Here is a 13,310-nt window from a genome sequence, read left to right on the forward strand (position 1 = left end):
AAGCGGATGCTACAAGAAGCGGCATGAGCACCGAGCAGCAGCCCCTGGAAGTCGAAGGAATCGCCATCGTCGGCATGGCCTGCCGTTTCCCCGGCGCCCCCACGGTGGAGCAGTTCTGGCACAACCTCCAGGAAGGCATCGAATCCATCTCCTTCTTCTCCGACGCGGAGCTGGAGCGCGCCGCCATCGACCCGGCGGAGCTGGGCGATTCACGCTACGTGAAGGCGCGGGGCGTGCTGGAGGGCATCGAGCGCTTCGACGCGCGCTTCTTCGGCTTCTCCCCGCGCGAGGCCGAGCTCACCGACCCGCAGCAGCGCGTGTTCCTGGAGTGCGCCTGGGAAGCCTTCGAGCGCGCCGGGTATGACCCCGCGGCCTACGCGGGCCCCATCGGCGTCTTCGCTGGCGCCGGAGCCAACAGCTACCTGCTCCACCACCTCGCCCCCGCCGGACGGCTGGTGGGCACGGCGAACGCGTTCCAGGCCATCCTCCACAACAAGAACGACCACCTGGCCACGCGCACCGCGTACAAGCTCGACCTCAAGGGCCCGAGCATCTCCGTGCAGACCGCGTGCTCCACGTCGCTCGTCTCCGTGGTGCTCGCCTGCCAGTCGCTGCTCAGCCACCAGTGCGACATGGCGCTGGCCGGTGGCGTCTCGCTCCCCCTCCCCCAGCGCACCGGCTACCTCTACAACGAGCGAGGCATCGGCTCTCCGGACGGACACTGCCGCGCCTTCGATGCCAGGGCGCAAGGCACCGTCCCCAGCAGCGGCGCGGGCGTGGTGCTGCTCAAGCGGCTCGCGGACGCGCTCGCCGATGGCGACACCATCCACGCCGTCATCCGCGGCGGCGCCCTCAACAACGATGGCGCCTCCAAGGTCGGCTACACCGCCCCGAGCGTCGAGGGCCAGGCCGAGGTCATCTCCATGGCCCAGGCCCTCGCGGGCGTGTCTCCCGACTCCATCTCCTATGTCGAGGCCCATGGCACGGGCACGCCGATTGGCGATCCCATCGAGGTCCAGGCGCTCACCCAGGCCTTCCGCCACCACACCCAGCGCCAGGGCTTCTGCGCGCTCGGCTCGGTGAAGACCAACCTCGGCCACCTGGACACCGCCGCTGGTGTCGCCGGGCTCATCAAGACCACCCTCGCGCTCCAGCACCGGCGCCTCCCGCCCAGCCTCCACTTCGAGGCTCCCAACCCGGAGCTCGGCCTCGACTCCAGCCCCTTCTACGTCAACGCGCGCCTGCGTGACTGGGATGCGCCCTCCCCCCGGCGCGCCGGTGTGAGCGCCTTCGGCCTCGGCGGCACCAACGCACACGTGGTCCTCGAGGAGGCTCCGGCGCATGCGGCTCCCGCGCCCTCGCGTCCCTTCCAGCTCCTCCAGTTGTCGGCCCGCTCGGACGTGGCCCTGGAGGCCATGACCGCCCGGCTCGCCTGGCACCTGAAGCAGAACCCCGGCCTGTCGCTCGCGGACGTGGCGTACACGCTCGCCGTGGGCCGGCGGACCTTCGACCACCGCCGGTTCGTGGTGTGCCGTGACGCCTCGGATGCCATCGCGGCGCTCGAGAGCCTCCATCCTGGACAGGTCCTCTCCCGCGTGCAGGAGCCCGTCCGCCGCTCGCTGGTGTTCATGTTCCCCGGCCAGGGCTCCCAGCATCTGGGGATGGCCGCGGACCTCCACGTCTCCGAGCCCGTCTTCCGCGAGACGCTGGACCGCTGCCTCGACTCCCTGCGCCGGCGCCATGACCTGGACCTGCGCCCGGTGCTCTTCCCCGCGGACCGGAACGACGCCCACGCGGCGAAGCGGCTGGAGCAGACCGCCCTCGCCCAACCGGCCCTCTTCGCCGTCGAGTACGCGCTGGCGAAGCTGCTCGAGTCGTGGGGCCTGCGGCCGGACGCGATGATCGGGCACAGCGTGGGCGAGCTCGTCGCCGCGTGCCTCGCTGGTGTGTTCTCGCTGGAGGACGCGCTGGACCTCGTCGCGCTCCGGGGCCGCCTGCTGCAGGCGTGTCCTCCGGGCGCCATGCTCTCCGTCCAGCTCCCCGAGCACGAGCTGTTGCCGCTGCTCGGCGCCGGGTTGGAGATCGCCGCGGTGAATGGCCCGTCCTCGTGCGTCGCCGCGGGCGCCATTGAGGCCATCGACGCGCTGGAGCGGCGGCTCTCGGAGCGCGCGGTGACGTGCCGGCGGCTGCATACGTCCCATGCCTTCCACTGCGCCCGGGTGGACTCCGCCGTGGCCCCCTTCCGCGAGGCCGTGGCACGGGTGAAGCGGAATGCGCCCACGCTCCGCTTCCTGTCCGGCACCACGGGCACGTGGCTCTCCGCCGAGCAGGCCATGGACCCGGGCTACTGGGCCGAGCACCTGCGCCGTCCCGTGCGCTTCGCCGATGGACTGGATGAGCTGCTGAAGGAGGACAAGGCCCTCCTGCTCGAGGTGGGTCCGGGGCGTGCGCTGCGCACGCTCGCTCGGTGGCACCCGCGCAAGAAGCCGGACACGGCGGTGCTCAGCTGCCTGCCGGCTCCCGATGAGCAGCGCACCTCGGACGTGGAGCACCTGCTGCGCACCGTGGGCCAGCTCTGGCTGCACGGCGTGGCCGCTCCGGGTCTCTTCTCCGCGGAGAAGCGCCAGCGCGTGCCGCTGCCCACCTACCCCTTCGAGCGCCAGCGCCACTGGGTCGAGCTCCGCGCCTCTCACTCCGCTCCGGTGGGTTCGCTCGAGAAGCGCACGGACCTGTCGAGCTGGTTCTACCTCCCGGTCTGGAAGGAGTCGGTGCCCCCGGCCACTCCGAAGCCCACGGCGGGCGCGAAGCCCACGGCCTGGCTGCTGCTCAAGGATGGAGCCGGGCTCGGTGCGCGCATCGCCGAACACCTGCGGAAACAGGGCGCGGAGGTCGTCGAGGCCCAGCTGGGACGTGCCTTCCGGCGCACGGGCGCGGACACCTTCGAGCTGGCCCCCACTCGCGAGGCCCATGCCGCCCTGCTCTCGGAGCTGCGCACCGAGGGTCGCGCCCCCGAGCGCATCCTCCACCTCTTCGGCCTCACGCCCGAGGCCACCGGCGTCTCCTCCGAGGACGTGCTCTCCCGCTCCTTCCACGGCCTGTTGATGCTGGCCCAGGCGCTCGGGAGCCAGGGCCTGGAGCGCCCGGTGCACCTGATGACCGTGACCAACGGCATGCAGGAGGTCACCGGGGGAGATCTCGTGTGGCCCGAGCAGGCCACGGTGCTCGGCCCCGTCCGCGTCATCCCCCGCGAATACCCCAGCCTCCGCTGCCGGAGCGTGGACGTCTCGCTGCCTCCCGCGGACAGCCTCCACTTCGCTCGGCTCGCCGGGTTGCTGGCGGCGGAGGCCTCCTCCGATTCCGAGGCGCCGGTGGTCGCCTGGCGCAACAACCGCCGGTGGGTGCAGGACTTCGAGCCGCTCCGCATCGACGCGGGAACACCGCCCCTGCGCGAGCGTGGCGTCTACCTCATCACCGGTGGCTTCGGCGGCATGGGGCTCTCGCTCGCCGAGGCGCTCGCCTCCAAGGTGAAGGCCCGGCTCGTGCTCACCAGCCGCACCGGGCTCCCTCCGCGCGAGGAGTGGCCCCGGCTCCTGGACGCTCCCGGCCAGGAGGAGACGCGCCGGAGGATCCGCGCCGTCCAGCGGCTCGAGGAGCTGGGCGCGGAGGTGCTCGTGTGCCGCGCGGACGTCACCGCTCTGGAGGCGATGCGCGGCGCCGTCGCGGCGGCCCGGGAGCGTTTCGGTGCGCTCCATGGCGTCATCCACGCGGCGGGCGTTCCGGGCGGAGGCCTCATCCAGCTCAAGACGCCCGAGGCCGCCGCCGCCGTGCTGGCCCCCAAGGTGAAGGGCACGCAGGTGCTCGCGGCCGCCATCGAGGGCCTCCAGCCCGACTTCCTCGTGGCCTGCTCCTCGCTGTCCTCCGTCGTCGGCCGGCTCGGGCAGGTGGACTACACGGCGGCCAACACCTTCCTGGATGCCTTCCTGCGCTCCTGGCACGCGCGCACCGGCATCCACGCGGTGGCGGTGAACTGGGGCGCCTGGGACGAGGTGGGCATGGCCGCGCGCAAGGGCTCCCGCGAGGACGAGCCGGTCCGCGTGCTCGACCATCCCCTCCTCCACCGCTGCCTCGTGGACACGCCGGAGCGCCTCGTCTTCGCCAGCGACATCGGCAATGGCCCCTCGCGCTGGGTCGTGGACGAGCACCGCATCGTCGGCGTCCCCACCGTCCCCGGCGTCGCCTGGTTCGAGCTGGTCCGCGCCGCGCTCGCGGAGAGGGCCCAAGGCAGGACGCTCGAGCTGGTGGACACCTTCTTCCTCTTCCCGCTGCGCGTACCGGACGGCGAGACGCGCGAGGTCCGGCTCGTCATCGACAAGGAGGGCGAGGACTACCGCTGGGTCGCGCGCTCGCAGCCGAAGGACGGCTCCGGCAAGGCCACCGCGCATGCCACCGGTCACGCCCGGTTCATCCAGGCTCCGGAGCCGCGGGTGCTCGACGTGGACGCCATCCGCCGCCGGTGCGGCCACACGCCCGCCTCCTTCGAGGCCGAGTACGAGGAGGACCTCGGGCCCCGGTGGCGCAGCGTCCGCCAGCTCCACGTGGGCCAGGGCGAGCTGCTCGTCACCCTGGAGCTCCAGCCGGAGTTCTCCGCCGACTTCGAGCGGATGCACTTCCACCCCTCGCTCATGGACCGGACCTCCGGCATGGCGAAGAGCTTCCTCGCCGAGCACGGCTTCTACCTGCCGTTCGGCTACGGACGCCTGCGCTTCCTCGGGCCCATTCCGCGGCGCATCCACGCCCACGCGCGCTTCCTGGAGCAGGCGGGCTCCGATGGCGAGACGCTCGTCTTCGAGGCCGTGCTCATGGACGAGCAAGGCCACGTGGTCGCCGAGGTGGAGCGGCTGACGCAGAAGCGGGTGAACGACCCCGCCGCGGAACTGCGGGCACTGGCCACCTCGGAGCAGGAGCCCGTGTCCGGCACGGGGCGGCCCGAGGGCGAGCGGCAGGAAATCCTCCCGCACGAAGGCGTGGCCGCGCTCGAGCGGCTGCTGGCGGCGCGGGTGATGCCGCAGGTGGTGGTCTCGGTGAGGGATCTGCGGGCCACCCAGGAGCGCACCGACGAGGTCGTCCGCGAGCGCATCGCCGAGGCCGTGGGCGGTTCACGCACGGAGAGCAGCGGGCTCCAGCCCCGGCCGGGCCTCAAGACGGCTTACGAGGCGCCTCGCAACGAGCTGGAGCAGAAGCTCGCCGCGGCGTGGCAGGAGGTGCTGGGCATCGAGGGCATCGGCGTCCACGATGACTTCTTCGAGCTCGGCGGCGACTCCGTCATGGCCATCCAGATCATGGCCCGGGGCAGCCGGCAGGGGCTCCAGCTCAACCCGGAGCAGTTCTTCCAGAGCTCGACCATCGCGCAGCTCGCCCGGGTGCTGGAGGGAATGCTGACGCTCCAGGGTCCCGTGGTGGGCCCCGTGCCCCTCACTCCCGCGCAGCACCGCCTCCTCGGAGAGGACCCGCCGCCGCCCGCCGGAGCGAGCCGGGTGCTGGGGCTCGACCTTCCGGGGAGCATCGAGATTCCCCGCCTGGAGAAGGCGCTCGCGGAGGTGCTCACGCAGCACGATGCGCTCCGCCACCGCTTCGTCCGCGAGGACTCGGGCTGGAAGCAGGAGGGCATGCCCCCGGGCACGGCCGTGCCGCTCCTGATGGGGGGTGACGAGACGAACCTCCAGACGCGGCTCGACCCGAATCAGGGAACGCTGCTGGTGGCGTCGCTCGCCCACCGCCCGGGGCGAGAGGACCGCCTCCTGCTGGCGGGCCACGCGCTCGTGCTCGACACGGCCTCGTGGCGCATCCTGTCCGAGGACCTGAAGGAAGCCCTGCGGCGCAAGGACGGCGAGAGCCCACGCCCGAAGACGGCCTCCTTCAAGCGCTGGGCGGAGCGTCTGGCCGAGACCGCCGCTTCCCGGAGCACCGAGGCCCCGTCCCGGGACAACCTCACGCGCCTCCCCGTGGAGCGCACCGCGCGAGGACCCCTGCGCGAGCACACGGTGTCCCTGTCCGTGGAGGAGACGCGAGCGCTCCGGGAGAAGCTCACGAGCGCCTGGCGCGCCGACCTCGGCGAGGCCCTGCTCATGGGACTGGCCCGGGCGCTCCCCGCATGGACGAAGGGACGCACGCACCTCGTCGACTTCACCCGTGACGGGCGCGGCGCGTTCGAGGGCATCGACTGCTCGCGCACCGTGGGCTGCTTCGACGTGAGCTGGCCGCTGCGGCTCGAGACGCCCGAGGGCGCTGACGAGGTCTCGCTCCTCAAGGCCATCAAGGAGCAGGTCCGCCAGCTCCCCGCGGGCGGGGCTCGCCCCCAGGCCGACGTGGAGCTCCGGCTGTCGGACGAGGAGCTTCCGGAAGGGCTCTCCAGCCAGCGACCACCGGATGACCACGCGCTGGTGCTCGAGGGCTCGCTGTCCGGTGGCCGGCTCCACCTGCACTGCACCTACGCGCAAGGCGCCTGCCGGGACGCGGACGTGGAGCGGCTCGCCACGGACGTGCTCGGTGCGCTGCGCGCGCTGTGCGCCGAGGACCCGAACACCCGCGCCGCCCTCACCGCCTCCGACTTCCCCCTGGCCCGGTTGGACGAGGCCCAGATGGACACCCTCGCCCTGCTGCTCGAGCAGGCCGACCAGTCCGGCGAGTGACCGCACCGCATCCCCGAGGACGCCATGAAGAACGTCGATGATGTCTACCGGCTCTCGCCGATGCAGCAGGGCATGCTGTTCCACAGTCTCTACTCGCCCCGGGGAGGCACCTACGTGGAGCAGGTGTACTGGCTGTGGCGCGGGCCGCTCGATGCCGCGCTGTTGCGCCAGTCCCTGCAACGGATGGTGGAGCGCCATGCCGTGCTGCGCACCGCCTTCTTCTGGGAGGGCCTCGCCGAACCCATCCAGGCCGTGCGCCGCGAGGTGAAGGTGCCCTGGGAGCAACAGGACTGGCAGGACCTGCCGGAGCGCGAGCAGGAGGCGAAGTGGAACGCCCTGCTCGCCACCGATCGCCAGAAGGGCTTCACCCTCACCGCGGCGCCGCTCATGCGCTTCGCCGTGCTGCGGCTCGGGCCGGAGCTGTACCGGTGCCTGTGGAGCTACCACCACCTGCTGCTCGACGGGTGGTCGCTGCCGCTGTGCCTGCGCGAGCTCGCCCAGCACTACGACGCGCTCTCACAGGGCCGCGAGCCGGAGCTGGAGCCGGTGCGCCCCTTCCGGGACTTCATTGCCTGGCAATCCAAGCGCGACCGCGCCGAGTCCGAGCAGTACTGGCGGCAGGCGCTCCAGGGCTTCACCGCGCCCACGCCCTTCTGGGTGGACCGGGGCGCCGAGCTGCCGAGCCAGGCGGACGCGACGTATGCCGCCCGCACCATCCGCCTGCCCGTGACCACGATGGAGCGGGTCGCGGCGCTCGCCCGCCAGCATCAGCTCACGCCGGGCACGCTCGTGCAGGGGGCCTGGGCCCTGCTGCTCTCCCGCTACAGCGGCGAGCGCGACGTGGCCTTCGGCAACGTGACGTCCAGCCGCTCTCCGTCCCTCCCCGGCTCCGAGACGATGCTGGGGCTCGTCATCAACACGCTGGTGCTGCGCACGGCGGTGCCCCCCGAGGCCCGGCTCGTCCCGTGGCTCAAGCAGCTCCAGGCGGAGCAGCTCGCCGCGCGCCGGCATGATCAGCTCTCGCTGGTGGAGGTGCAGGGGCTCGGGCAGGTGCCGCGAGGACAGCCGCTGTTCCAGAGCGTCATCGCCATCCACAGCGGGCCGATGCCGAAGCTTCCCCCCTTCGCCGGAGGCAAGGTAACGCTGGATGGCATCGGCTACGCGGACCCCCGGACGGGCCATCCCCTCACGCTCATGGCGGACCTGGCCGAGACGCTGGAGTTGCAGCTCGTCCACGACACGGGCCGCTTCGACACCGCCACCGTCGACCGGATGCTCGGGCACCTGCGCGTGCTCCTGGAGGGCATGGTCGCCCATCCGGAGCGGCGGCTGTGCGAACTGCCCCTGGTGACGGAGGAGGAGCGGCGCCATCTACTGGTGGAGTGGAACGACACCACGCGGCCCTTCCCGCGCGACGCCTGCCTGCACGAGGTCTTCGAGGCCCAGGTGGCGCGGACGCCCGAGGCCGTGGCGGTGGAAGCCGAAGACGCACGCCTGACGTACCGGGAGCTGGACCGGCGCGCCAACCAGCTCGCGTGGCACCTGCGCTCGCTCGGCGTGGGGCGGGGCGCCATCGTCGGACTGTGCCTGGAGCGCTCGGCGGAGACGGTGGTGGGCGTGCTCGGCATCCTCAAGGCGGGCGGAGCCTGGCTGCCCCTGGACCCGGCCTACCCGCGCGAGCGACTGGCCTTCATGCTGGACCAGGCCCGCGTCTCCGTGCTCGTCACCCAGCGCTCCCTGGCGGAGCTGCTGCCCTCGGGGAGCGAGCGGCGGGTGCTCATGGACGAGGACCGCGAGACGCTCGCCGCACTGCACGCGGAGCCACCGCCGTCCGTGGGCACCGGCCCCATGGACCTCGCGTACGTCATGTACACCTCGGGCTCGACGGGACGGCCCAAGGGCGTGTGCGTGCCCCACCGGGGAGTGATGCGCATGGCCATGGACACCGGCTACTTCGAGACCGGGCCCCAGGAGACCTTCCTCCTGCTGTCGCCCATCTCCTTCGACACCTCGGCCTTCGAGCTCTTCGGCGGCCTGCTGCACGGCGCGAAGCTCGCGGTGTGCCCTCCGCACATGCACTCGCTCGAGGAGCTGGGCGGAGTGCTGAAGCGCTACGCGGTGACGACGCTGTGGCTGACGGCGCCCCTCTTCGACCAGATGGTGGCGTACCACCCCGAGGCCCTGGACTCCGTGCGACAGGTGCTCGCCGGGGGTGACGTGATTCCTCCGGGCCGGGTGAGGGAGCGGCTCTCGCGCGGGGGCCTGGTCATCAACGGCTACGGGCCCACGGAGAGCGCCACCTTCACCACCTGCTACGTGATGAAGGAGCCGGGACAGGTGGAGCGCACCGTCTCCATCGGCCGGCCCATCGCCAACACCCAGGTGTACCTGCTGGACGGGCAGCTCCAGCCCGTGCCCATGGGCGTGCCCGGTGAGCTGTACATCGGCGGAGACGGGCTCGCGGTGGGCTACCTCCACCGGCCGGAGCTCACCGCGGAGCGCTTCCTCCCCAATCCCTTCGGCCGCGAGCCGGGCGAGCGCATGTACCGCACGGGCGACATCGCCCGCTACCTGCCGGATGGCCGCATCGAGTTCCTCGGCCGCGCCGACCACCAGGTGAAGATCCGCGGCTTCCGCATCGAGACGGGGGAGATCGAATCCCATCTCCTGGAGCACCCCACCGTGAAGGAGGCGGTGGTGGTGGCGCGCGAGGACGTCCCGGGAGACCGGCGGCTGGTGGCCTACGTGGTGCCGGGCGCGGGCCACTCGCCGGAGCCCGAGGTGCTGCGCGGCTTCCTCTCGGAGCGGCTGCCCACGCACATGGTGCCCTCGGCGGTGGTGGTGCTGGATGTCCTGCCGCTGTCTCCCAATGGCAAGGTGGACCGCAAGGCCCTGCCCGCGCCCGCGGGTACCGGCGCTCCCGAGACGCCTCCCATGGCCCCGCGTGACGCCGTGGAGCTGCGGCTCGTCGAGCTCTGGGAGGAGCTGTTGAACGTGCGGCCGGTGGGCATCGACCAGAGCTTCTTCGCGCTGGGCGGGCACTCGATCCTCGCGATGAGCCTGCTGTCCCAGGTGTCCAAGCGGCTGGGCCGCACGCTGCCCCTCTCCGTGCTCTTCACGCACCCCACCGTCGAGCGGCTCGCCGAGCTGCTGCGCCAGGAGCCCTCGGCCAGCACGGACTGGACGCCGCTCGTGCCCATCCAGACGAAGGGCAAGCGGCGGCCCCTCTTCTGTGTGCACCCCATTGGCGGCAGCGCGCTCTGTTACGTGCCGCTCTCCCGGCGGCTGGGGACGGAGCAGCCCCTCTACGGGCTCGAGGCCCCGGGGCTCGATGGCCACCGCGAGCCCTTCACCTCGCTCCAGGCCATGGCATCGGCCTACCTCGAGGTCCTGCGCAAGGTGCAACCCGAGGGCCCCTACTCCCTCGCGGGCTGGTCCATGGGCGGCCTCGTCGTCTTCGAGATGGCGCGTGAGCTGCTACGTCAGGGGCAGCGCGTGGAGCAGGTGGTGCTCATCGACAGCTGGGTGCCCAGGCTCCAGCCCGGAGCCGGACCCGCGCGACTCGATGACACGACGCTGCTGCCAGGCTTCGCGATGGAGCTGGGCCGCATCGCGGGACACGAGCTCACGCTGTCCGCCGAGGAGCTCGCGCCGCTCGATGCCGAGGCACGGCTCGCCCTGCTGGGAGAGCGGGCCCGGAGCGTGGGTGCGCTGCCTCCCGGCGTGGGCCCGGAGGTGCTGCGTGCGCGCTTCGGCGTCTACCGGGCCCATGCCCGCGCCTTCCAGGAGTACGTGCCCACCAGGGGCCACCCCGCGCCCATTCTCCTCATCCGCCCGGAGGACGGCGCGCTCGCGGCGGCCTCGGGACCGATGGGAGGCTGGGACACCTTGACGCAACAGCCGCCCCAGCTCGTCCAGATGCCGGGGGACCACTACTCCATCATGACCGAGCCCCTCGTGGCCGAGCTCGCCCGCCACCTGCAGGCCGCCCTCCCATGAAGAACGTCCAGGATGTCTACCGGCTCTCGCCCGTGCAGCGGGAGCTCCTCTCCCGGGCCTCGGCGTCCGAGGCCCGTCCCGCCCAGCTTCACTGGAGCTTCCGCCACGGGCTGGACGAGACGGCCCTCGCGTCCGCCCTGCGCCAGTTGCTCGTCCGCCACACCGCCCTGCGCACCGCCTTCTTCGCCCAGGGCATGAACGAGCCCGTGCAGGTGGTGCGCGAGAAGGTCGAGCCCCGCCTGGAGCAGCGGACGGGCCCGCTCGCGGCGTTCCTCGAGGAGGACCGGCGGCGGGACATGAATCCCGCGAACGCTCCCCTGCTCCGCGTCACGGTGCTGCGGGACACGCCCGGCATGGGCACGGTCGTCCTCACGTACCACCCGCTCGTGCTCGATGAGGACTCGGCGCGGGTGTGCCTCCACGAGCTGTTCCTGCTCTACCGCGCCGCCCGTGAGGGGAGTGAGCCGGTGCTCGGCAAGAGCCGGCCCCACCGCGACTTCATGGCGTGGTTCGAGCAACAGGACGCACAGGCAGCGGAACGGCGGGCCCGGGAGCCGCTCCAGGGTGCTCGGTGCTCGCGGATTCCCGAGGCCTGGCGGGTGACACGGCGGGAAGACCCTCACCCCGGCCCTCTCCCAGAGGGAGAGGGGTTGATGCAGAGGTTCCTCCTGAGTCCCACGGCCACCGCCCACGTGCAGGCGTTCCTGCGGCAGCACACGTTGGAGCTCTCCACGCTCCTCCAGGCCGCCTGGGCGGTGCTCCTTCAGCAGCAGGGCCAGAGGGATGATCTGCTCTTCGGCACCTTCACACACGGGCTCCCGGCCGCACTGACCGGCGGCGGTCCACTGGTGGGGCGCTTCTCCACGCTCGTTCCTCGGCGGATTCAGGTGCCCTCACGCGGCACGCTGCTGCGCTGGCTCCGGGGCCTCCAGGCCGAGCACGCCGAGCGGCACGCCTCCGATTACTTCGCGCCCTCCCAGTTCCAGAGCTGGCTCGAGGTCCCCCCGGAGGACCTGCCGCTCTTCGACAGCATCCTCACCACCGGCACCGAGGACGAAGCCCTGGGGCCCCTCGCCCGGAGCCTCGGCTTCCACGGCCTCACCCGGGAGATGACGGCCCTCCCCGCTCCGCTCGTCGTCCACGCCGAGCAGGGACCCCGGCTGGAGCTGCGGTTCCACTACGACCCCGGACAGCTCGCCTCCACGGCGGTGGCGCATGCCGCCGCGCACCTCGGGACGCTCCTGGAAGAGCTGGCGCTCCGGGCCGAGCAGGAGCCTTCCGCGCTCTCTCCGCCCCCGAAGATGCCGGAGAACCGCGTGGCGGGCGCCATCACGGGGGGCACCCGCTTCGGAGCGGCCGAGGTCCAGGCCGTACTCGCGAGGCACCCGGCGGTGGCGAGGGTGTCCGTGGTTCCCGATGCGAGCACGCCCGGCTCTGGCGCACTGGTGGCCCGCGTGGAGCCCGTGCGTCCGGCCACCGGAGCCCGGAAGAAACCCGGCTTCGGCCTCTTCTTCTTCGCCAACGAGGGCGCTGGCACGAGCGACAAGTACCGCCTCTACCTCGACGGAGCGCGGTTCGCGGACCGCAACGGCTTCACGGCCATCTGGACGCCCGAGCGCCACTTCGACGAGCACGGCGGGCTCTACCCGAACCCCTCGGTGCTGAGCGCCGCGCTGAGCACCCTCACCGAGCGCATCGGCCTGCGCTCGGGCAGCGTCGTGCTGCCGCTGCACAGTCCCTTCCGGGTGGCGGAGGAGTGGTCGGTCATCGACAACCTGTCGAAGGGCCGGGTGGGTCTGGCGGTGACGTCCGGCTGGATGCCCAACGACTTCGCGCTGGCCCCGGACCACTTCGAGGGCAAGCGCGAAGTGCTGTTCCGCTCGCTGGAACAGGTGCGGGAGCTCTGGCGCGGAGGCGCCGTGGCCACGCGGGACGGAGCGGGCAACGAGGTCCAGCTGCGCACCTTCCCCCGGCCGGTCCAGCCCGAGCTGCCCATCTGGCTCACCTGCCCCGGCAACCCGGAGCTCTTCGAGAAGGCGGGCGAGCTGGGCGTGAACGTGCTGACGTCACTGGCCTCGCAGCCGGTGGACGAGGTTCGGGAGAAGATCGCCCTCTACCGGGCGGCGCGGGCGAAAGCGGGACATGACCCGGCGGCGGGCACGGTGTCGGTGATGCTGCACACGTTCGTGGGGCGGGAGTCCGGCGAGGTGCTCGACCGGGTCCGAGGGCCGCTCACGCACTACCTGCGCACGCACCTGCGGCTCCAGCAGATGCGCGTGCGGAGCCTGGACATCCAGATGGACATCGATGATCCGAAGTGGCTGGACTCGCTGGCCACGTTCGCCTTCGAGCAGCACTACCGGATGAGCGCGCTGATTGGCACGCCCACCTCGTGCCTGCCAATGGTGGACCGGCTGATGGAGGCGGGAGCGGACGAGCTGGCGTGCTTCATCGACTTCGGCGTCGCCGAGGCCCATGCCATCGAGGGCCTGACGTACCTGGCGGAGCTGAAGGAGCTCGCCAACGACGAAGCCCTGCGCACCCGCCGCGTCCTGGCCGAGCACCTGGACGAACGGCTCCCCGGGAAGCCCCCGGTCACTTTCGAGATCCACTGAGAGGTTG

3 protein-coding genes are annotated in these 13,310 nt (G+C 72.1%); all 3 read left to right on the forward strand.

The window, feature by feature from the left end:
* Window positions 1-23 precede the first annotated feature (23 nt).
* From AC16DP_RS17740 to AC16DP_RS17750, 3 genes are read left to right on the forward strand one after another with little or no spacing between them, the layout of a single operon-like run.
* On the forward strand, window positions 24-6,689 hold the full coding sequence (locus AC16DP_RS17740) for a type I polyketide synthase (protein WP_329729312.1): 6,666 nt from the start codon (window positions 24-26) through the stop codon (window positions 6,687-6,689).
* A 24-nt stretch (window positions 6,690-6,713) separates the two neighbouring features.
* Window positions 6,714-10,688, forward strand: coding sequence for a non-ribosomal peptide synthetase (locus AC16DP_RS17745; RefSeq protein ID WP_329729313.1), 3,975 nt, complete (start codon window positions 6,714-6,716; stop codon window positions 10,686-10,688).
* A complete protein-coding gene (locus AC16DP_RS17750; protein WP_329729314.1) occupies window positions 10,685-13,303 on the forward strand; it encodes a MupA/Atu3671 family FMN-dependent luciferase-like monooxygenase in 2,619 nt (872 codons plus the stop codon). Before AC16DP_RS17745 ends, AC16DP_RS17750 begins: the two co-directional genes overlap by 4 nt.
* Window positions 13,304-13,310 lie beyond the last annotated feature (7 nt).

This window comes from Archangium sp. (assembly GCF_057119385.1).